The sequence below is a fragment of the Halosolutus sp. DAT137 genome (genome assembly GCF_059736405.1).
The window spans coordinates 12,148-32,708 of the sequence record NZ_JCAQID010000016.1 but is presented as its reverse complement, the minus strand read 5'-3'; the positions used below and the strand labels follow the sequence as shown (position 1 = coordinate 32,708).

At 61.6% G+C, this 20,561-nt stretch carries 27 protein-coding genes; 13 read left to right on the top strand and 14 right to left on the bottom strand.

Features of this window, described 5'->3' with window-relative positions; all coding sequences use genetic code 11:
- Window positions 1-47: 47 nt before the first annotated feature.
- From AC6I6L_RS20450 to AC6I6L_RS20425, 6 genes are all read left to right on the top strand, one after another.
- Window positions 48-344, top strand: a complete 297-nt coding sequence (locus tag AC6I6L_RS20450) for a DUF7563 family protein (RefSeq protein WP_497919630.1) — start codon at window positions 48-50, stop codon at window positions 342-344.
- 120 nt (window positions 345-464) lie between these two features.
- Window positions 465-1,307 carry a DNA adenine methylase gene (locus tag AC6I6L_RS20445; RefSeq protein WP_497919628.1) on the top strand — a complete coding sequence of 281 codons (843 nt, stop codon included), beginning with the start codon at window positions 465-467 and terminating at the stop codon, window positions 1,305-1,307.
- 112 nt (window positions 1,308-1,419) lie between these two features.
- Window positions 1,420-1,941 (top strand): PD-(D/E)XK family putative nuclease, encoded by a 522-nt coding sequence (locus AC6I6L_RS20440; RefSeq protein ID WP_497919627.1) that lies wholly within the window; start codon window positions 1,420-1,422, stop codon window positions 1,939-1,941.
- Window positions 1,942-2,094: 153 nt separating this feature from the next.
- Window positions 2,095-2,904: a DNA cytosine methyltransferase gene (locus AC6I6L_RS20435; RefSeq protein ID WP_497919626.1), complete on the top strand. Its 810-nt coding sequence runs from the start codon at window positions 2,095-2,097 to the stop codon at window positions 2,902-2,904.
- Window positions 2,901-3,428, top strand: coding sequence for a DUF488 family protein, N3 subclade (locus AC6I6L_RS20430; RefSeq protein ID WP_497919625.1), 528 nt, complete (start codon window positions 2,901-2,903; stop codon window positions 3,426-3,428). Before AC6I6L_RS20435 ends, AC6I6L_RS20430 begins: the two co-directional genes overlap by 4 nt.
- The gene (locus AC6I6L_RS20425; RefSeq protein ID WP_497919624.1) at window positions 3,428-5,047 is read left to right on the top strand and encodes a DUF7845 domain-containing protein; all 1,620 of its coding nucleotides are present in this window, start codon (window positions 3,428-3,430) and stop codon (window positions 5,045-5,047) included. Before AC6I6L_RS20430 ends, AC6I6L_RS20425 begins: the two co-directional genes overlap by 1 nt.
- A gap of 360 nt (window positions 5,048-5,407) precedes the next feature.
- On the opposite strand, the gene AC6I6L_RS20420 is transcribed toward AC6I6L_RS20425, so the two are convergent.
- The 13 genes from AC6I6L_RS20420 to AC6I6L_RS20360 all read right to left on the bottom strand — a co-directional run bounded on the left by AC6I6L_RS20420 (window position 5,408) and on the right by AC6I6L_RS20360 (window position 14,103).
- Entirely contained in the window at window positions 5,408-5,716 is a 309-nt protein-coding gene (locus AC6I6L_RS20420; RefSeq protein ID WP_497919623.1) for a hypothetical protein, read from the bottom strand.
- A 5-nt stretch (window positions 5,717-5,721) separates the two neighbouring features.
- On the bottom strand, window positions 5,722-6,345 hold the full coding sequence (locus AC6I6L_RS20415; protein WP_497919622.1) for a hypothetical protein: 624 nt from the start codon (window positions 6,343-6,345) through the stop codon (window positions 5,722-5,724).
- 2 nt (window positions 6,346-6,347) lie between these two features.
- Window positions 6,348-8,138 (bottom strand): GLUG motif-containing protein, encoded by a 1,791-nt coding sequence (locus AC6I6L_RS20410; protein WP_497919621.1) that lies wholly within the window; start codon window positions 8,136-8,138, stop codon window positions 6,348-6,350.
- Window positions 8,139-8,572: 434 nt separating this feature from the next.
- Entirely contained in the window at window positions 8,573-8,986 is a 414-nt protein-coding gene (locus AC6I6L_RS20405; protein ID WP_497919620.1) for a ZmpA/ZmpB/ZmpC family metallo-endopeptidase-related protein, read from the bottom strand.
- Entirely contained in the window at window positions 8,983-9,504 is a 522-nt protein-coding gene (locus AC6I6L_RS20400; RefSeq protein WP_497919619.1) for a hypothetical protein, read from the bottom strand. Before AC6I6L_RS20400 ends, AC6I6L_RS20405 begins: the two co-directional genes overlap by 4 nt.
- A complete protein-coding gene (locus AC6I6L_RS20395) occupies window positions 9,504-9,971 on the bottom strand; it encodes a hypothetical protein (RefSeq protein WP_497919618.1) in 468 nt (155 codons plus the stop codon). The genes AC6I6L_RS20400 and AC6I6L_RS20395 overlap by 1 nt, the downstream gene beginning before the upstream one ends.
- Window positions 9,968-10,549: a hypothetical protein gene (locus AC6I6L_RS20390; RefSeq protein ID WP_497919617.1), complete on the bottom strand. Its 582-nt coding sequence runs from the start codon at window positions 10,547-10,549 to the stop codon at window positions 9,968-9,970. Before AC6I6L_RS20390 ends, AC6I6L_RS20395 begins: the two co-directional genes overlap by 4 nt.
- Complete coding sequence (locus AC6I6L_RS20385; RefSeq protein ID WP_497919616.1) at window positions 10,542-12,158, bottom strand: YciI family protein; 1,617 nt, start codon at window positions 12,156-12,158, stop codon at window positions 10,542-10,544. Before AC6I6L_RS20385 ends, AC6I6L_RS20390 begins: the two co-directional genes overlap by 8 nt.
- Window positions 12,155-12,367, bottom strand: a complete 213-nt coding sequence (locus AC6I6L_RS20380; RefSeq protein WP_497919615.1) for a hypothetical protein — start codon at window positions 12,365-12,367, stop codon at window positions 12,155-12,157. Before AC6I6L_RS20380 ends, AC6I6L_RS20385 begins: the two co-directional genes overlap by 4 nt.
- A 2-nt stretch (window positions 12,368-12,369) precedes the next feature.
- Window positions 12,370-12,564, bottom strand: a complete 195-nt coding sequence (locus tag AC6I6L_RS20375) for a hypothetical protein (protein ID WP_497919614.1) — start codon at window positions 12,562-12,564, stop codon at window positions 12,370-12,372.
- A gap of 9 nt (window positions 12,565-12,573) precedes the next feature.
- On the bottom strand, window positions 12,574-13,254 hold the full coding sequence (locus AC6I6L_RS20370) for a hypothetical protein (RefSeq protein ID WP_497919613.1): 681 nt from the start codon (window positions 13,252-13,254) through the stop codon (window positions 12,574-12,576).
- Window position 13,255: 1 nt separating this feature from the next.
- Window positions 13,256-13,816, bottom strand: a complete 561-nt coding sequence (locus AC6I6L_RS20365; RefSeq protein ID WP_497919612.1) for a hypothetical protein — start codon at window positions 13,814-13,816, stop codon at window positions 13,256-13,258.
- Window positions 13,817-13,818: 2 nt separating this feature from the next.
- Entirely contained in the window at window positions 13,819-14,103 is a 285-nt protein-coding gene (locus AC6I6L_RS20360; protein ID WP_497919611.1) for a hypothetical protein, read from the bottom strand.
- 214 nt (window positions 14,104-14,317) lie between these two features.
- Here AC6I6L_RS20360 and AC6I6L_RS20355 point away from each other — a divergent pair, with 214 nt between their 5' ends.
- Genes AC6I6L_RS20355 through AC6I6L_RS20325 form a run of 7 tightly spaced genes read left to right on the top strand, consistent with a single transcriptional unit; the run spans window position 14,318 to window position 17,436 of the window.
- Window positions 14,318-14,740 (top strand): hypothetical protein, encoded by a 423-nt coding sequence (locus tag AC6I6L_RS20355; RefSeq protein ID WP_497919610.1) that lies wholly within the window; start codon window positions 14,318-14,320, stop codon window positions 14,738-14,740.
- Window positions 14,741-14,791: 51 nt separating this feature from the next.
- The gene (locus AC6I6L_RS20350; protein WP_497919609.1) at window positions 14,792-15,142 is read left to right on the top strand and encodes a hypothetical protein; all 351 of its coding nucleotides are present in this window, start codon (window positions 14,792-14,794) and stop codon (window positions 15,140-15,142) included.
- Entirely contained in the window at window positions 15,139-15,759 is a 621-nt protein-coding gene (locus AC6I6L_RS20345; RefSeq protein ID WP_497919608.1) for a hypothetical protein, read from the top strand. Before AC6I6L_RS20350 ends, AC6I6L_RS20345 begins: the two co-directional genes overlap by 4 nt.
- Window positions 15,756-16,193 carry a hypothetical protein gene (locus AC6I6L_RS20340; RefSeq protein WP_497919607.1) on the top strand — a complete coding sequence of 146 codons (438 nt, stop codon included), beginning with the start codon at window positions 15,756-15,758 and terminating at the stop codon, window positions 16,191-16,193. The genes AC6I6L_RS20345 and AC6I6L_RS20340 overlap by 4 nt, the downstream gene beginning before the upstream one ends.
- The gene (locus tag AC6I6L_RS20335; protein WP_497919606.1) at window positions 16,190-16,456 is read left to right on the top strand and encodes a hypothetical protein; all 267 of its coding nucleotides are present in this window, start codon (window positions 16,190-16,192) and stop codon (window positions 16,454-16,456) included. Before AC6I6L_RS20340 ends, AC6I6L_RS20335 begins: the two co-directional genes overlap by 4 nt.
- Window positions 16,453-16,659 (top strand): hypothetical protein, encoded by a 207-nt coding sequence (locus tag AC6I6L_RS20330; protein WP_497919605.1) that lies wholly within the window; start codon window positions 16,453-16,455, stop codon window positions 16,657-16,659. The genes AC6I6L_RS20335 and AC6I6L_RS20330 overlap by 4 nt, the downstream gene beginning before the upstream one ends.
- Complete coding sequence (locus AC6I6L_RS20325; protein WP_497919604.1) at window positions 16,660-17,436, top strand: ATP-binding protein; 777 nt, start codon at window positions 16,660-16,662, stop codon at window positions 17,434-17,436.
- A gap of 8 nt (window positions 17,437-17,444) precedes the next feature.
- Here the strand turns inward: AC6I6L_RS20325 and AC6I6L_RS20320 are convergent, their stop codons facing one another.
- Window positions 17,445-20,537: a hypothetical protein gene (locus tag AC6I6L_RS20320; RefSeq protein WP_497919603.1), complete on the bottom strand. Its 3,093-nt coding sequence runs from the start codon at window positions 20,535-20,537 to the stop codon at window positions 17,445-17,447.
- Between the last annotated feature and the right edge of the window lie 24 nt (window positions 20,538-20,561).

Sequence of the window (20,561 nt, the reverse complement as noted above, 5' to 3'; positions counted from 1 at the left end):
CCCTCCACCGGCTTAAATCCTCAGGTTCAAAGCCTCTACCTTCTGGTATCCGAACTTCCGGGAACCTCGTTAGTCCCAGCAAGGCGAATCTGAGGTTCAAAGCTCTCTTTTGGGTAGTCCAGTATGCTGAAAACCAAGTTCTTGCTTTCGGAGTATTTACGTTCCACAAACACGTCACCGATCGGTTTTTCCGTGTATTCGGTGACGAGCAAAACCGGACCAACCTCTGTCCTGAGAGTGACATCGACCAGCGACTGAGCCCTGAGTCTACCGCTGGTCTCGATGCCACGGCCAGCGGCCCAGAGACACAATCGTGCCGAAGCGGAGGTGAGGCGGATGTCTGATCACTTCGTTCCGGCGAGTCAACTGTACGATGTCGAAACCCGGACGTCCATCGTCCATCCAGCTCACTGCACGAACGAGTATCAATCCAGCTGCTCGAACCAGGGTGGTGAGTCCTCGTGATGAGTGCGTTCCCGTACATCGGCGGGAAGACGCGACTCGCCCCCTGGGTGATTGATCACCTACCGGAGCACACAGCGTATGTCGAGCCGTTCGGTGGCTCCGCGTCGGTGTTGCTAAACAAACCGCGGAGTGATGTCGAGATCTTCAACGACAAAGACAGCGACGTGGTGACGTTCTTCCGCGTTGCTCGGGAGCGACCCGAGGAACTGGCCGAGTGGTGCCGATATACACCGTTCTCCGAACAACTCCATGATGAATGGGCTGACGAGTTCTTCGCCGGTGACCGCCCGAGTGACGAGATCGAACACGCCGGCAAGTGGTTGTTCCTCCGCTACAGTCAGTACGCCGGGAAGGTCTCTCGAAAAAGCGGGTTCAAACGAGAGAGTCCGCTCGACGAGAAGGGGTCTCGAAACGCGAGAAACTGGGTAAACGCACCGGAACGGATCGAGCAAGTCGCTGAGCGATTCCGTGGCGTCTCGATTGCGCATGAAGATTATCGGAAAGTCGTCGACAGATACGATTCACCCGAGACAGCGTTCTATCTCGACCCGCCGTACTACGAGAAAGAAGACCTGTACCGGGCATCCGCCGATCACGCTACGCTCGAGCATACGCTGTCCGGGATCGACGGCTACGTGATTGTCTCCTACACAGACATCCCACCGGGATTGTACGAGGATGATGAGTGGCACGCCGTCGAACGAACAGTCACCCACTCTGCTGCAGGAAACGGGAAAACTGCCGACGAGCGCTTGATTCTGAACTTCGAGCCGTCGACGGAGCGCGAGTTCAATCAGCGATCGCTTGCCGATGTCTATGCGATCGGAGGTGAATCAGCGTGACCCGTCTCGTCGAATCCGACGAGTGTGAACGCTGTGGCGATCGCGTCGACGCGCTCCGTCGACTCTGTTCGGACTGCACGCGAGACGTTCGCGACGCACGCGAGGGGCCGCTATGAGTTCGCGAACGTCCGAACTCGAGAGTCCGAAGGCCAGCGGTGACGCGATCGAAGCGGAGGTGGTTCAGTCGATCCACGCGCTTGAGTACGTCGGTGACCGAACGGCCACCTGGCACGACGCCCGGACCACCGAGATTCTGGGGACCCACCGATCGCTACCGTTCTACGGGATCGTGCTGCTCGAGCCGGATATTCCGGTCGAGATCAAAGGCTGCCAGCTCGAGACGAGTAACGGCAGTGGATCGACTCACGGCCGGATCTACGTCAAACGGGCAGCCCACGAACAATTGCTCGACGCCGCCGGGATGTACCTGATTGTCGTCTACCTACCACGGCCGGGACTGCCCCAGGTCGCCCGCGCGATCGTGCCGGCGTCGATCCTCGACGAACTCCTGGCTGGTCGGTGGTACGAGGTCGGTGGCGATCGATCGGAACAGGAAGTCGCGAAACTCGCCTGGTCGCACGTGATCGATCCGACGACCGTCGATCCTGCGGTAACCGTGGGTGATCGGCTGTGACGATCGGTGAACACTTTGGGAACGGTACTGAACGCCCCGCCGACTGTCCGAGTTGCGGTGACGGCGGCTTCGTCACGTGCCGAACCAACGGAATGGGGGAGGCGGAATTCCTCACAAAGGACTGTCGTGTGACGGTTTTCGAGGTGGATCGGGATGTCTGAGAACGGTCCTGCCCGAATCGCGTTCATCGACATCTACAGCGGACCAGGTGGCGTCGGCTACGCTCTCGACGCGATAATCGACGAGTTCGATCTGCCGGTTGATCACATCGGTATCGATATCGACGACTACAGCGACACGTATCCGGGCGATTTCGTCCAGTGCGACGCCAGCAGCGTTGGCCAAGTCATCAACGCGGTGTGGTACTATCTGGCTGAGTACGAAGTCGTTATCCTCTGGATGAGTCCGCCGTGTCTGGCGTACTCGACGGTCTCCTGGTCGAACTGCAACCAGATCGGCTTCGACGATCCACGGGACTACTACCCGACATTCGCGGACCTGAACGTTCGGACGGTTCTCGAAGCGATTGACCCTGACGCGTACATTATCGAGAACGTCGCGAACTGCGAGGACATCCGCGAGCCGACGCGCATCAACGGGTTCGGCGTCGGGCTTCCCTTCGACCTTGAACGCCACTTTGAGACGAGTTTCCCGTGTCCTGGCCGCCTCGACGACGGTGAGGCTGAGGCCGGTCACTTCACGCGAACCGGTGACTGGCAGTCTAAGAAGCCCCTGGCCCGGACGAAGGGCGTCCCAAAAGACTGGGATCGGCAGGAAATCCGGAGTGCCATGCCTCGGGAAGTGGTACAGTACCTTCTGCACTACTGTCCCGCGTTCCCAGAGATACCTCTTCCCGATGGCGTCGACCGTCAACAGTTCCTGACGGAGTCGTTTGTGGCGGTCCCGGACGGAGGAAACAGCCGTTCCTTGGACACTGATCAAAAAGGCGGTGATTCCCGATGACCGTCCACACGACGTACTTCGGGCGGCTTCCGAGCTACGAGCCGTTCGACCATGCGGATGTTTTCGGCGTCGTTCGCTATCCGAAGGACTTCGTTGACCGGATCACCGATCGGAACATCCCGGCCGTCGCCCCGCCCGACGACCTTCTCGACGCCTACAAGACCGTCGAGTCGGCCGCCGAGAAGAACGGCGAGGCCAACCCCGCCGCAATCGCATGGAACTCGGTGCAGTACGAACGGCGGTATCTCGACTACCTGCAGCAGCCCGGCCCACAGATTGTACTCGACGAGCTGACCGATCGTGCTCGAGAGCGTGATCTGTGGCTGGTCTGCTGGGAGAAAGACGCCCGCTGGTGTCACCGGCGGTTGCTCGCGAACGCGATCGTCGCCGACTTGGAGGGCGTCGAGATCGTCCACCATCCCGACCCGTCGACTATCCCGATCAACGGCGGTGACGATCGCGACGACGAGGCCGACGAGCCCGACGCCACGCTGACCGACTTCGCCGAAGCGGGAGGTGCGTGATGTCGCAGGTCGAGACAACGCCTCACGAGATCGAAGGCCGCTGGAAGTGGCCCGACTGGGGCCGCGGTCCATACGACGCGCTGTCGTCGGTGATGCTCGGCCCACCGTTCGAGGGATATCTTGAACTGGATGTTGAGGTCGACGGCGAGCCCTGGCACCTAGAGGTGAGCTACAGCAAGTCGGGGTTCGCCCCGCGGCTGTCGGACGGAATCGACGCAGAACGGCTGTACGAGTGGGATATCAAGGGTCGCGGATGCGGCGAGCGAAAAGCGTCCTACAATATCTCTCCGCGATTCCCGAACATGCGCCACTGGGAGACCGGCGACCGGATTCAGCTCCCCTGGGAGAATCAGGTCGGCGAGGTCGACGGCGTCGACGTCGAGTTCCACACCAGTAACATCGAAGCCGAGCGCGGACTCGAGTTGCTGCCGGAGTTCTTCGCGGCGGTGTTCGACGAGGCGAACGAGCACATCTATTCAGAGTACTTTCGAGACGATCCGCACCCGGCGAGCCGGATGTGGGCGTACGAGCGATACGTACGGATCACTCGAGAGTGGGCGCGTAAGCTCTCGTCGGCCGGTGTGTTGCAGAAGGTCGCGCTCTATCTATCTGACCTGGAGGGAGCCAAAGCCGAGTTACACATCGATAACACCGAGGTGATGAACCACCAGAACCGGCTCTTTCTCGAGCCGTCGTCGGTGACCGAACTGCTGCCGGGTCACACCTACGGCCGCAAGTTCGAGATCTACCAGTTGGCCGATCCCGACGCGGTGTCGAAGGACCACCCCTCCTACCACCCGAAGGTCGAGGTGCTGGTAAACAAGAAGATGAACGGCGGTCAGGCATGGGCATGGGCCGATCGACACAAGGTGACCGAGGAGATTGAGGAGACGCTGTTGAACGCGCTGCACTGGGAAGACATACCGCTCGGTCCCGACGGAAGCGGCGTCTACGTCGCAGACGATCACTTCGACGCGGTGGCGCGAGACGAGGCCGTCGAACTGTACGAAGATCCGACGCCGCGGCTCGAGGCGAAGACGAACCACCTCTTGATGACCACGCTTCGAGACATGGGCGAGACCGCCCGCGACGTGACCGAGACCGTCGCGACCGACGGCGGTGCGACCGTCGACGACCTCGCCGACCAGCTCGGCAAGCACCCCGCGACGATCTACCGCGCGATCGAAGACCTCGACGAGATTCTTCAGCTCGACCAGGGCAATATTTCGTTCCGGGTCCGGAAGTATCGCGAAGAATTGCGCGCGCTCGTTGAGTCCGCCGAATACGCGATCGAGAGCTTCGCCGATCGCATTCAGCATGTGATGGGGCTGGCCGATCACGTCGCCGAACTCTCTCCCTTCCAGGAGTGGCTTGCCGAGAACGGTGCCGACGTGGAGTTCGACGACAGCGGCGATCCGAAGCGCGTGCGCGTCGACACGATTCTATCCCGACTGAAGTCGAGTAGCTTCGAGAACGTCGCGACGATAGCCGCTGAGGCACTCGAGAAGTGGTCGAAGTCAGGTAACGATCCGGCCGTTCTCAGCGGTGCACAGATGACCTGGAAGACTCCTGGTGGCGGCACCGAAGTCGGATTCGTCGGCACGATCGCCGATCGCTGAACCAGCCTCGGTAGTGGCAACGCTGTTTTCGTCCTTTATTTCAGCAAGTATTATTGTTCTATATCGGTGACTGTACAACCCTGGTTGTAGTCGGCGGCTCGAGGCCGGGGTCGCCACCGCGATCGCACCGCAACGCCTGCGGGGTCGTTTCGCGCTTCGCGCGAACGCCCCCTTGGCGGGTGTCGCCAAGGCGACAGCGCCAAAAAATTACAGCTCCCCGCCCCGCTTCCGCACGCAGATCTCCAGTTGATGCACATGAAACGGGGGTTAGACCATATCCAGAAAGACAATGTCTGAGATCGCTACATCGATGCTGAGAGCCCTGTGCCAATAAATATTTCAGACACACTGAGAGGCGGATTACATTAGATTCTCGTCCCGGAGTCGGTTCCTGTGCTCCTCGATCCGATCGTTGTTGTTTTCGATTCGATTCTCGTTTTCGTCGATTCGATTAGCCTGTTCCATGATCTGATCGTCCTGATAGTCTAAGACCTCCTCCTGTTTCTGTGTCTTCGTTACGACTCCGTCCCGGTTGTTCTTCTCGTCGCCGTAGAGCGCCCGATCGTGCTGTCTCGTCGAACGGTAGATTCCGGTTAGCAGTCCACTGAGTGCCAGCAGGTTGGCGACGATCAGCGCAGCCAGGACATCGGACGTGACAGCCTCAATCATCTGTTTTAGGCCCCCTTTGACACGACTTCGATCGTATCCAGATTGGTGTCGGCGAACGCTCGAACATGCTGGTACGCCGTCGAGATCGAGACGATCGACTCCTCGGCTGCGGTCGGCGAGACGGTCTCGAGCTCGCGCCAGGTTGCGCCGTCGGTCGACACCTCGACAGTGACGGTTGCCGCGTCGGTCACCGAATAGTAGATGTCGACGTCCTTCCGGTGCGTCCCCAGGTCGACCTCGGCGGCCTCGGCTCCGCCGGCGGCGTCGGTCGTCGCCGTGATCGGCGCCATATCGTCGGCGTTGATCGGGTCGATTAGAACGCCGTCGGAGTCCTGGATCCGCGCCTTTCCGATCTCGCGGGTCTGATCGTCCGTTACCTCGATAGGGGAGTCTACAACCACCGTGACGTCCTCCTGAATCTCGTCGATAGAGACGTCGCCGGGGATCCGCACTTCGACAGTCTCCTCGATCTTCCCGACGTCGACCTCGCCGGTCTCCACTTCGATCAGGTCGTCGGCGCCGTCAATGACGACCTCGATCACGTCCTGGGCCGGGTTGGCCCCGGGGAAATCCGCGAGGTATTTGATTACGTTGCCGCCGCCAAACTGGTCAGATTGTCGTCCTGGCATTGTTACAGGTTACTCGAGTGGGTTGCGCTCCGCAGCATCAACTCGCCGGTGTCTGGATCGGCGGAGGGATCAAGCGTTATCCGTCTTGTCGAATAACGATCATCTCGATGGGCAAAGATGATCGTCGGGTTCTCGTCGGCGTTGGTCGGAACAGGCACCAGGATTTCGCCGTCGCGGTTGCTCTGCGTGACCGTCCCGAAGACGTCGACTGCTGCCGTTGTATCGTGGATAGGAGTCCCGAACTCGTCGATCAGCTCGAACTCCAGGACCGCTAAGTCCTGAAAGTCGTGCTCGAGGTCGTCCGCGAAATCGACTTCGACCAGCTGACCCTCTGCGCGGATCCGGGCCTCTCGCGTGAACTCCTCGAAGGCGACGATCTCGTGGGTCTCGATCGGCATCGTTCCGATCGTCACCTCCCCGTTTGAGTCGGTCTGTGCGAGGAACTCGCCGATCTCGATAATAATGTCGGCCAGCGGGCGCCCTGACGTCGGTTCTTCGAGCGTTACCTCTAACCCGCCAAACTGGAAGTTTACCGCCTTGTCCTCCGGCGTTGCGGTCTTGGTTCGAGTTCCGCCGAGCCCCGTGATCTCGAACGAGTCGATCGGGCCGACGAGCTCGTAGTAGCCGGCGAAATCAGTCCGAACCCAGCCATAAGGCGTCTCGATCGCGGCGCCCTCGACCGGCTCACCGTGGACGTCGTCGACAAACCCGTAATGGACCGTGGACCCGAGTGAGTGGATCTGTTGAGACGGAATCTCTCGGCCCTCACGGACCCAGACGTCCTGGAAATCGAAGCTCCCGAGCGTCTCCGACGCGTCGTGATCGGTGAGGTCTTCCAGGTCGTGAACCATCGAGTCGATCAGCGTCCCGCTGTTTTCGTCGACGAGCGACGTCGAGGGGTCGCCGGCCGCGTGGACGTCCTCCGCTTCGGTATCGAGCACGCCGGCGATTAGTCCCTCCTGGGCGCCGGAGATGTCGACGTTCGTCACGCACCGAAGTAGATCGCTGCTCGATCGCCCCGCGATCCCGCCGGCCGCACCGTCTTCGCTCTCGACGATCCCGACCGCTCGACACTCCTCGATCGTCCGCAGGTCGTTCGTCCCCGTCTCCGCGTTCGTCGAGCCGACCAGCCCGCCGCCCGACTCCTGGGCAGAGACGACGACGTCCGCGCTACACTCTGAGAGGTAGCCCAGGATGATGCTGACCAACGCCTGAAGTTCGGGATAGTCGCTTGACGTCGTCCAGACCCCGGCAAAATCGAACTCTGGGAGGTTCGTCTCGGCGTCTCCGCCGGTCAGCTCGTTGGTTGTGAGGCCGGTGCCTATAGGAGAAGAGCCAACACCCGACGATTCCGTATCCCAGTACAACCCGGACGCAGAGTTGACGGTCCCCGTACTTCCAGCGAAGCCGCCAACATTGGACCCGTTAGAGGGAGTTCCTGTCGCAAACACCCGCTCCGCCGAACCATCATCAAGCGACCCGATAGCTCCCCCGACGTTCTCGTCGCCAGAGAGTCCGGTAGCGTTCCCCGTCGCATAACTGTCGTAGACGTGTAACTCGTCCCACACAGTCCCGACGATACCGCCGACGCCATCGCCGCCCGTGACGTTGCCCGTCGCTTTGCACTTCTCAATACCGCCGTTGCTTTGGTAGCCGTCAAGGAGTCCAGCAATACCCCCGGCATGACTTTCACCGGAGACGTTGCCATGAGCCTCAGACTCCGTTACGGTTGCATCCCATCGTAGCCAGCCGACGATTCCGCCAACGTCCGAGAAATCGCCGGTCGTACTCACATCAATATCTGTATACGCGTTATGGACAGACGAAGGGCTTTCACCAACGACGCCACCACAGCCCATACCAACCGCCTCTACCCGTACGCCAGTGACGCTAACGTTTTCGACAGTGCCCCCTTCCTCGCCGAACCCAACCACGCCGCCCGTCGTGGCTCCATCGGCATAAATATCGACCCCGGTCAGGTCGAAGTTTCCAACCAGCCCGGTACCCCCCAACTGGCCGAAAAGACCTGCGAAAGAGAGGTCGGTTCTGTTGATGGTGAGTCCGTCGATTGTGTGCCCATTTCCGTCGAAAACGCCTGTAAACGGGTCGCTTTGGGCGAGAGGGTCCCACTCACTCCCCGAGAGGTCAATGTCATCGACGAGAACGTACTCGCCACTCAGGTCGTTATCTACACTTTCCAACTCGGCTCGTGTGCTGATTTCAGTACTCATTTGACCACCTCGCTAACCCGGTCCAGTTTGCCGATCAGTCCGCCCGCTGTGGCCACTGTCGACTCGACTGCGCCGTCGACCTCGACGCCTACCAGCTCCGCCTCGCCGCCGCCAGCCACGGCGCCGGCGGTCCCCGTCGTCTCGATCTCGACGTCGTGCAGCCGGAGCGTGATGATCTGGGCGCCGTCGACCGTCGCGAACAGTCCCGCGACGTCGTGGTCCTCTGTGATCGTCAGCCCCTCGATCACGTGGCCCTGGCCCTTGATCTCGCCCGTGAACGGATTGGACACCGATCCCAGGGGCTCCCATTCTTCACCGCTCGCATCAATGTCGTCGACGAGGACGTAGTCCCCGCTCAGATCGTCGCGGATGCTGTCCAACTCCTCCAGAGTGCTGATTTCTGTGGTCATAGTCTGAGCAAGAGCCTCCCGCTAATGTCGACGCTCGAGTCGGCTTCTTTGGAGAGCGTCGCCTCGTAAACGACCTGGTCCTCGATCGGGAACGTCACGCCGAGCTCGTCAATGAACGAGAACGGCGAGCGATTCGACCCCAGCGGCTCGGATCGCCACCCCGTCCCGCCTGCGCTGCCGGTCGCACGGCCGAGCGTCTTGTCGTGGTCCGCCGTGATCCGGTAATAGACGTCGAGTTCGTTTTTCGCTCCGGCGCCGATCAGCTCGCACGGGACGGTGTCGAACGCCGCGAGTTCGACCTCCTCGCCGGGCTCGATCGTGACCGTCCCGTCGGGGTTGGCGTCCTCCATGAGCGGCGTCTCGACGACGACGAAGTTGCGCGGGTCAATGCTGATCGGGCCGCCAGCCGAGCCCTGCGCGCCGTCGAGATCGACGTCCATTGATCCGGTATTGTGGGCAATCTCCTGGAGCAGCTCGATCGCCGCGTCCTTGTTGTCGGTAAACTGTGGGAGCCCCATCAGTCACCCCCTCCGATAACGACCGGCGAGTTCGGGAGGTTCGGGTTTCGATTCATGAGGTAGCTGACGACGATCGCGCCGATGATGAGCACGAGGATCGTCTCCTCAATCGAGTCGACGCCGGGGAGCCGGTCCCGGATCTCCGCGATCGGTCCGTCCTCCTGGTTGCTGTCGGTTGCCGCTTCGGCCTGATGTTCGTTCATCTGGGCGAACGCCTCCGCTTCGCGGGCCTCTGCTCGGTCGCTCATAGTTCCCAAGCCGCGCCAGGTGAGCGCCCCAGCGCCGCCGACACCCGCGGCACCAGCCCCGCGAGACGCCCACCAGCGGGCCGCACTATTCCCCTCGTCGCCCGATCGGGCGCCGGTTCGACCAGCTGCCGCAAATGCGTCGTCGCCGCTCGATCGGAACCGGCCGACAACACGCTGGCCGCCCCGGTAGGCGAGTCGTGCGCCAGCTCCGGCGCTCATGCCGACTCACCTCCGATGTAGCCGCCGACGACGGGGATCTGGCTGGCGTCACCGTCGTAATAGTAGTAATAGATAGCCGCCAGGACCAGGATCACAAAAACGAGCTGGCCCGTCGTCCCCATTCCCCCGACGACCGGGAGACTGTCGACGATCGGGATCCCGCCGCTGCGGCCGCCGCGTCCTGGTGGCGCGGTTCCGGGTCCGGGATCGTTCCCGGTTGGCCGATCCTCCGGGGGAACGTCGCCGTCTTCCTCGCGCTGAAAGTACGCCTCGAGCGCGGCGTTGACCTCGTCCATGTTGTCGAAAATCACCATGTTGTCGACGACGTTGCCGGAGCTGTCCAGGAAGACAGTCCGCCCATCGCTCGATTCGCCGGTGATCTGTAGCTGTACGTTTTCAGAGTGGAGCGACTCGCGGCCGTAGATAAACCAGGGATCTACCTGGTCAACACGGAACCATTCGCTCCATCCGTCTTCTCCGTTCTCAGCGCCGTTTTCGTCGCCGTTGGCCCCGTCTTCGCCCGAAAAGTAGGCGTCACGAGCGGCGTCGGCGCTGTTGAATTGTGCTAAATCATTCATCGTGGTAACCTCCGTCTGCTCGTGCTGCGGCGTCTGCGACCTGTGCGGCCGAGACCTCCGCTTGCATTGGTTCGCCGGACGGGTCGAGGATCGTCACGGTTGAGCCCGCAATGTCCAGAAGGACGGTGAAGCCGTCCGTCTGTGACCATTCGCCGTCTGGATCGAACTGTTCGACCTCTCGGAGCTGGCCCCCGCCGGGGTGGTCGTCGGTCGGTTCGAGATCCTCGACGTGGTGGAGGAGCAGAGATTGACCGTCTTCGGTCTCGACCTCGAGCTCGTCCTCGTCCTCGAGCGCAGAGCCGATCCCGTCGAATAGACCGGCCTGTTCGGCGCCGAGTGCCCCCAGGAACCCACCGCCGGCGATCGTCGCGGCCTGTCGCCGCCGGGTCCCGAAAAGGGCTTGTCTGGCTCGTTGGGCGAGACCGGCCGCGTCGTCTCCGCTTCGAGCGTCGACCTGGCCGGCACGGGTGGCCGGCGATCGCCCCGCTCGGCCCGCGGCCCCAGCTGCGTCGTCCGCAGATCGAGCCCCGGCTGATCCGGCCCGGGTCCGACGCGATCGTCGCGCCGCGTCGGCAGCGTCGTCCGCCGATCGCGAGGCGCCGCGACCGACGCCGCTCATGGCCTCGTCGACTTGCCGCTGAGTCGCTCCGGCGACGTCGTCGGCCGTCCGTCCAGGCAGCGCCGGGGCGCTGTCGCTGAGTCTGAATGCGTCGGTCGCGTCGTCGCCCGTTCGAGCAGCTGCCCCGGCCGCGTCGCCGCCGCGCTGCAAACCAGGGATGCCAAGCTGTTCGGAGGGGGACCTGCGAGCGCTATCAGCTGCATCGTCAGCTGTCCGAGCAGCTGCGCCAGCCGCGTCGTCTCCCGACCGGCCTAACAGCCGGCTCAATCGAGATGATCGAGCAGCTGCGCCGGCGCCGCGAGCCGCCCCGGAAGCGGCCGCTCCGGCGCCGAGTGTCCCGACCGTCAGCGCCGTGTCGAGTGCGGCCCATCGGTCGGTTCTGAAATCGGCGTCTCCTTCTTCGAGATCCATCCCGGTCGTCGTACCGACAACGTTGCGGACCCCTTCGCCGATCAGCGTGTCGCCCGCCGTCCTGGCACCGCCAACGACGAAACTGTCCTCGAGCCCGGCCGCCTCGACTCCTCTGTCGATCCCGGCCGTGACCGCATCGTCGGCGTCGGCCCATGCCTGGCCGGCCTCGTCGTCTCCGACAGCGTAGGCTTCACCGGCTCGAGCGCTCGCGACGACCGACATTGGTCCCTGGACCAGCGTCCGCCGGGTCGCGTCCTGGAGTTGACCGCCACCCTGGCGGAGTACGTTCTCGACGCCGCCAGAGTCCGCGGTTGACGTCCAATCGTCGGAGATCCCCACCTCAAGATCGCCGCCGGTGTCCGCCGTCGACGTGAAATCATCCGAGATGCCGACTCTCCCGCCGGTTGCGGTTCGCACGCCTTCATCGGCTTTGTCGCGGGCAGTTTCGCCAAACGACCGGATCGTTCCCATGACACCGCCGCCGCCTCCGTCGTCCTCGTCGTCCTCGTCGTCCTCGTCGTCGAGATCGTCCTGCCAGGAATCTTCATAAGCGCTGTAATCGGGGGGCCGCTGGCTCATACGCTACCCCTCCGGCGGAGCTCCCGCCAAATGAGGAATAGCAGGACGACGGTCAGCACGTCGGCCCACATCTGTACGTCTGTTTTCTCGAGCGAGATTACCGGAGCAACCGCCTGGGCGGCCGTGACGGCCTCCTGTGCCTGTTCGCCCGCCTCCTCGGCGCCCTGGTAGTGCTCGCTTTGTCGTAGTTGGTTCCTGAATTGTCCCATTGTCAGATCAAATTAGTTACCGCAATCAGCAGGGAGAGGGCTTGATCCGTTGATTCGTGGTCGAGTTTCCACTCCTCGAAATCGTAGCCGAGCGAAAACGGATCGATATCCCCGTCGTCGGAGTTGGACGACTCTGCCGCTGGTTCCTCCGGGGCGTCTCCCTGCTCAGTATCGAGCTGATCTAGTAAGACGCCCATCCCAACACCTCACAGGAAGATCGAGAGGTCGATCTCGATCTCACTCACGTAGGCGTCGGGATAGTGCTGGTCTTGCCAGCAAATTTCTTGTTCGGACTCGAGACGCAGCTGGAGCTCCTCGTTATGGCCCCAGGCGGCCCGGCCCTGCATGGTGACCTCGCGGCCTGCCCGGATCTGTTCCATGTCGTGAAACCGGAAGACGGGGAAGCCCCAGGGGTAGAGCGTTCCCTGATCCTGGCCGAGCGCGTTCTTGCCGCCCCACTTGACGGTCCCGTCCGTGAGGATTGGGTAGACCTTGAGATTCGTCCCGTCGGACGGCGCAGATGCGAGCGTGAGCTCGTCGGTGTGGTAGTCCACGCTGTCGACAGTGAGCTCGCTCCCGGTGTCGGCGTTGACGACGACGACGACCGGATAGGTCTGGTCTTCGATCTCGGTCTCGCCGGCGATCGGCTGGAGGTTGGCGTCGACGGCGATGGTGTCGCTCCCGTCGGCCTGGATCTCCTCGAGCGTCCGCGGCTCGAAGCGGATCGGGTGCTGCGCACCGACGTACTCGAGCTCCTCGAACTTGTCGGGGCACTCGAACGAGATGATCGCGCCGCGTCGTGCCGGATCGGTCTGATTGGTCTCGAGGGTAACATGGTCCTCTCCGAGCACCGAGCCGGTGTGACTGACAGTGTACTCCTCCGCCATGTTACCGGCCTCCGCCACCGTTGGCCTGGCTGGCACGCTTGACCGCCGCCGACTCCTCCGCAGTCAGGTCGTCATGGTCGACAACCTCGACCGGCGTGCGGAACTCGCTGGTCGTGTCCCCGATCGAGAGCTCGGAAGCGTCGGGATCGAACGGCTCGGCCCCGTCGGGAATGTCCAGGAAGATCCCGGCACGTTCCCTTTCGTCGAGCTGAAGCGGTGACTGAGTGTACCGCATGTAATCGGGGTCGTTGCGGAACTCCTCGGTGTTGAACTTGCCGAACAGCTCGTTCAGGATGACTCCGTTGCCCAGCTTGTCGCCCTGCTTGTTCATCTTCTGGAAGATGATCCGCGTCGAGCCGTCCAGGAGCTCGCCGTCGGCCGCTCGGAGGATCGGGGCGAAAAGCGTCCCGGCAGGGATAAACAGGACGAAGCCCTCTTGTCCCTTGAAATGCCAGGCAGGCGTGTTTTCATCGCCTGGGGTGACCTGGTTGGAGTCGTTGATGAAAGGCTTGTCTGGCGTGAGCATGATCTCCTGCTCGACGCCGGTGCCACCGATCTGCATTTTTAAACCACCTCGTAGTCAGCTGCGACGGTTCTGACTGCCGTTGCAGTGCTACCGAGTGCGATATTCCGCCCGTATCCGTTCGGGAGGACCATGAGCGAGATGAACGCCCCGACGACAGCATAAACGGCGTCTCCGCCGCGCATTTGGACGTCGTAGACGTTCGCTCGACCATACGATACGACAACTTGAGCGAGCAGCGAGCCGACCACGATCAATACCGCCGATTTGAGGAAAGCGGTATTCGTGAGCGTCCCGGTCGCCGATTCAATATTGATCGCTGCCATGTTGGCAGATCAACTCGTCGTGCTCGCTCGGATTAAACAAAAGGCGAGAATAGGGAAATGGCGAATAGGCTCTGAATAGGGCTTAGACTCATCACGAATTGGGCGTATTTTTGAGGTGGTGCGGAGGCGTTTCCACGCGCCGATCGCTGCCAATTCCCCCGCTACGTATGTCGATTCCAATACACCAATTTCGCCATTTCACGGTGGGTCGGTAATGGACGGCCACTGTAAATACTGTGGATCCGGCCGTACCGTCCCGGTGCTCGACAAAAGAATCGAAAGATCCCCAAAACCGGGTAACAAGTACCGATCGGCCTGCTTAGAGTGTGAAAAGTGGCTCCCGCTGACCTCCGAGTCGGAGTTTCGAGACCACCCGAAGCCACACATTCTGCCGGCTGACGCCGAATCCGACGCCGTACACCGACTGGTTCCCCTCGAGGAGTATGATTACGGCGATGAGTGGGCTGATCTGGTCGAGGCCACGACCGAGAGCGACACGACGACAGAGAGCGGACAGCGGCTTCTCACAGACGGCGGCACCGAGTCGACCTATCGATTCGAGTGTCCCTCGTGTGGCACCGTTGTCGACGGGAAACCCGACGAATGCCCCTGCTGTGGGGCCTCCTACAGATGGTAACCGATGGATCAAACAGCACAAGAAATCCGCGAGCAAGAGCAGCAGAACAGTATGAACGAACCACCCGAGATCGTCGACGACGGCGACAGTGGCAGTGATCAGAACGGCGGCCGGAGCCTTCCACTGCCATCGATCGACAGGCGACACCTGGCGATGATCGGCGTGCTCCTAGCGATGGTCGTCGCCTGGAAGCTCTACCAGCGCCAACGTTCCAGCAACGGCGGCACTTCGATCGCCGAGGAGCGAGAGAAGCTTGACGAGAGACACGAGGTTGAGGCAGCACCCGAGGTAGAATCCGATCGGATCAGTGTCCCGATCGATCCGTCTGATCCACTCGCAGCCGACCAGGCGGTGATCCAGGCGCTTCGTAACAACGGCAAGCTCACGGAGCCTGATCGATGACGGACGGAGAGCCCGGCGTCGTCGAAGGCGACTCGAACGACGCTCCCACCGAGGAGCCGGACGAAGAGCACGCAGCCGACACTGAACCGGAGACAGGCGACGAGACCAATCCAGAGGACGTCGAAGAGGCTATCGTTGACCTAACGGAGAACGACCTCGGCGGAGACCTGTTCGATGGCGTCGAAGACGACAAGGACGCAGCTGAGAGCGACGAGAGCGGGACGAAAGGCAACGACGGGGGAGACAGCTCTGGGAGTCCACCGGACCCGCTGGACATCGATGCGGCCGCGATCGAGGACGCTATCAACAGTGGTGCGGCGCGTCTCGGCGTCTTCGGTCTCTCCGACGAGGACCTGGCGGACAGCGACATGACGAAAGACCAGCTCGAAGCGGAACTCCAGGCGACGTTCGAGGCGTTCCACCTCGGCCACTTCGGGAGCCAATTCGTCGAAGAACACGTACTCACCCAGGCGGACGGCGAGATCGATCCGACTTGGGGCCTACTCGGAACATCACTCATGGCAGCAGCCACGATCATCTACCTACGACCAGACGGTGAAGAGAAAATCGGCAATCTGCGCGACTCGATCGGCAACCTCGCCGGTGGTCTCGCATGAATCAGAACCCGTTCAGTGGCGACGTTCGGCCCGCACAGATCGCCGGGATGCTGCGAGATCCCTCGCGGATAGCAGGTTTCCTGACCGAAGATGTCCCCGGCGTCGGATCGTCGGGAGCCGCGATCTTCTGTGACATCGTCAACGTCCAGCGGGCCGACCTGAAACGACTCGCCGATGCCCATGACGTCGATGTCCACATCGAGCGGATGAGCGAGGATCGAGCCGCATCCCTGTTGGCCGGCGTCGTCGACGGGAATGGTCACGAGGTCGTAGAAGTGTTCAACAAGATGGCCCGGAAGCGGGACAAGATCCTTCGCGACGTCCTCGACGACGATGAGTACCAGCAGTTCATGGCTGCGAAAACCCAGATGATGCTCACCGACGACCCGGACACCTTCGATGTCGACAAAGAGAACGGAGGCGATCGAAAATGAGGATAGGCTTCTCGCTCAACCGATCCCAGCAGAAGCTTCTCGCAGCGTATCTGCTGGTTGTGATCGTCTGGCTGCTGTGGCGGATCGACACCCATCTCGCGGGGATAGAAGCGACCCGCCACCGCAGAGCCATGCGTCGGCGGCACAATCTCGAGCCTATCGGCGTTCCCGACCAGGATACCGAGGATGAGCCCGACGAACCGATCGATGACTCGGAGGTCGAACTGGACGAGATGGTCCAGGAGTTCGAGTGGGAAACATGAGCCAGCAACAGCTCGTACTCGGGGACGCCGATCAGATCGAAGCCTTCGAGAGCGCCGAAGCAACGGTCCAGCGTGACTTCGAAGAGGGCATCGTCGACGGCCGGGTGTGGGGCGACTCGCTGACGACAGGCGAGGTCATCCGGATTCTATCTGAGGCGTACACCGGCCAGCTGGAGATCGAGCCAGATCGATCGGAGGGATAGATGGGACGAGTTGGCGTGATCGGACAGTCGGGGACGGGCAAGTCCTACGGCGCAGGGGCCGTGATCGAGCGGATTCTGGACCCTGACCATCCACGGAACCCTGGCGAAACGTTCGATATAGCGGTCCTCTTCGATCCCGAAGATGAAGAGAAGGGGCTCTGCGAAACCGAGGGTGATCACGACCCGCTGTTCCAGCGCCTTGAGGTCGATATCGAGACGGCCGAGAAACTCGACTGGCGGAAGGTTCTGTACAACCACCGCCGGGTCCGGGTCGTCCCGGACATGACCGAAGAGGACATGGCGACGCTCTACGGCGCGATCTGCGGGGCTGCGTTCGAACTCTGTAAGGAAATCGTCCCGGAGATGACTGCCCTCATCTGTGCCGACGAGGTCGGCCAGTACGCCAGCCAGCACGGTGTCGACGATCGGGTGCTCACGCTCCAGTCTCGTGGCCGGAAACACGAGGCAGAGACCGTCCATATCATGCAACGGCCCCAGCAGGTGCATACGGAGCTTATCAGCCAGTGCGATCGGCGGATCTACTTCAGGGTGAATGACGAGAACGATCTCAACAAACTCCAGGGCGCAGCGACGTTCGACGTCCACCGGATCGCCGAGGCCGGTGGCCGATCATTGAAGGAACTCGAAGATCGCGAGGTTGTGATTGAGAACGTCGGTGCCGGGGAGATTATCGTCGAATCCACGAACGACTGGAACCGGCTTCGTCCCCACTACGCGAAGGATGACGGCCTACTCGATCAGGTTCTCGGTGTCTGAAAGGCTGATCAGAATTCGTCCATCGGATCGTAGACTCCCGAATCTTTCCATTCCGGGGCCATGTTCGTCACTTCTGCCTGCTTACCCGTGAGATCCTGCTGCTCTTCATCAAGCGACTCGGAAATGAGGGTTGACTGCTCGCTGGCTTCGGGACCACTCTGCCGATCGTCGACGAATTCCGGGGCCTCATCTTCAAGTGCGCCGGTGCCTTCTGCGGTCGGGAACTCCTCGGTCGGATCATCCGGAAGTGGTGAGCCGCCGGCGAAACCGTCGAGATCGTCGAACTCCATCGGGTCCTGCCCGTTGACGGCCCTGATCCCGTTGATCACTCTGGCGTAATGTTCGGCTTGGTCGCGTGCCTCGTGCATCTCTGAGCGGGCGAGCTTGTACCCCGACCACGCCTTTGAGAGCGATCGGTACGCTGGGCCAGGTAGTCCCTCCTCAATATCGGCCGGGTCGTCGCTCGACGTTGGTGCGATCTGGGCCAGTTCTTCGTCGCTTGGCGGCACCAGTTCCAGCCCAACCGGACGGTCGGGAATCTCGTTGTCGGTCTCGGGCGGTTCAGGGGCAGCCTCTGCGGCCCACGTCTCGAAGTCCATGCCGGCGTCCTCTGGCTCGTCGAAGTCGCTCTCGGGGTCGTAGATCGTCCCCTCGACAGTGAACTCCTCCCCCATCTCTTCGACGGCCTCACGGAGTTGTTCGATCTCATCCTCCGACCAACCGCAGTCTGAGAGGAGGGCATCGCAAGCGTCTCCGACTCCGTCCTCGCACTTATTGCGGGCCGACTTGCACATCTGATCCTGGACCTTCTCGGTCTGCCGGGCTACCTCTCCGATCTCTTTCTCCCGCTCGAAGTGCTCGCGGCCACCGGAGGTCGTTCCGTGTTTCTGGGCACTCTCGCGGTCCTGCTCGATGATTGAGAGGTGGCCGCTCTTGGCGCTGTCTACGGTGTGATCGTACATCGATAGCCAGTCGTCGTATCCTTCCTGCCGGAGCACCGCCTTCGCCGCCATTGCATGGAATCCGTGGGTTCCCCACTTCCAATCGTCGCGATCCTCCAGACGATCCCGCTCGGCGTCGGTAAGGTCCTGGGGTGGGTACGTTTTCGTCTCGTCGGCGCGACTCATCAGAGCCTCTTCTTCGGCCCGTTCGATCTCCTCGGTCGCGTCTTCGCGGAGCTTGACCGTCTTCGGTCGGCGGGTGTCGTCGGGGTGGCGGGCGTCGGAGTACTCGTCGCGGAACTCGTTCGCAGCTTCAAGCGTGCCAAACTCGATTTCAACGGCGTGGCTGTGGTCTTCGACATTATCCTGGTCGCCGGATTCGTTGGGGTGCTCTGGGCGGTTGTCCGAGCTGGCCCGGGGATCGTTCTCAGCCATAACCTCGGCCATCTCTTCGATCTCTTGGGGAGCGTCCTCGTCAGCCCGGTGGCGACCGCTCGGCGAAATAACGGCGTCGTCTTCCCATTGTAAGGCCTCTTCTCGTGGGTGCTGAAGGTCTTGGGCGACATCGGACACTGGCCGGGTCGACGTTGGACCCTTGAATTCCACGGTCGGATCGTAGACGTCTCCGGTCGGTTCCTCGGCCTCGTTGTCCTGATTTTCGAGCGCCTCACGGACCAACGGCACGGCCTCCTCAATGGGCTCTGACTTTGCCGGGCCGATGCCTCTGACATGCTGGAAATCTCTTCGATCGTCGAACGTATCGACGAGTTCCTGGGCGCTCTCAACGCGCTGTTTGAAATCGTACTTCAGTGATCTACTGGAAACGCCGACAGCTTCGAGTAGACCGTCGAAATCGTCGGATCTGACGGCATCTCTGATCTGCTCTTTCTCCTCTGAGCCCAGACCGTCGTCTTCGTCGATCGGATCGCCCTCTTCGACGTCCAGTTCGCCGTCATCATGGTGCTCTTCGACCCACTCATCTCCCAACATCTGGCGTTGGGCCTCTTTGAGCGTCCCTGGGACGTCCTGGTCGGCCAGGTCGATCTCGTCCAGTTCGTCGGGGTCCCAACGGGTGATGTGATCGCTGTCGAGGTCGATCGTTTCGCGCCGGTATTCGCCGTCTCCGCCAAAGTCTGCGTCCTGGAGGTTGTTCTGGCGCTGGACTCGAACGGATTTTTTATTGAGCCGGACGATCGCCGCCGCGTGCAGATCGGGGCTGCGATAGACGACGATGTCTCCGGGATTCCACTCGCGTCGACGCCGTTCGATCCGGCTTTCGGTCTGCTTCTTGCTTTGCTCAGCGACCGAGGAACCGATCGAGTTGAGCGCGCGCTGCCGAGCTCCGTTCGCTCCCGATCGGATTTTGTCGATTCTCTCTTTCAATTCCTCGTTGCCTTCTCTGGCGTATTTTGACGTGCGACGGGCTTTCTTTGCGGGGTAGTTCGACGGGCCAGCCTCCATCGTGGATGGAATCTGTTGTTCGCGTTTCTTTTTTCCCATCCAGCGGTTGAACGCCTTTCGAGCGGCATTGATACGGCGGTGTAGGACATCGTCGTTCAGAAAGGCCGGCCGGGCCTCTTCAGGAAGGTTCTCGTAGACTCGTTCGATTGTCTCGATCGGCTGTTCGGGTACGCTCTTGTAGGTCCGGCCGTCGGGGTGAGCCAGCGACATTTCCCGGACGGCGTTGGTCATCTCGTCGATCGTGTTGAACGTCTGGATGTCGTCGAGTCGGTCCTTCGCTTCGATTGCGTCGAGTGTCTTGCGCCGACCCTCTCCGATAGGCGATATTTCTGATGTCTCCTCAAGTTCGTCGTACTCGTCAGTCGGGTCGTAGATGTCGGCGTCTTGGCCGTCATCGGCCTCGAACGACTCGAGGTCACCCTGGTCGTCGTCGAGATCGTCGCGTGCTCGTTCCTGTTCGAGTTCGCTGCCGAGTCCGGTACTGAGTTCTCCCTGTTCGTCGGCGGTGTCGCTGAGGTCACGGGTGTCTGCCGCCAGGCCGTCCTCGTTGACCTCGTCGACACTCTCGATCGAGCTGTCCCCGTCGTTGGGTGCAGGGGCATCGAATTCGGCTTGGCCGGTTGGTTGGCGGCCTCCGAGTCCTGTCTGTCCGTCGCTCCATTCTCCTGCCGGGTCGTACGTGTCGCTGTTATTGCTCATGTCGTTCTTTCTGGAAATCCGGGT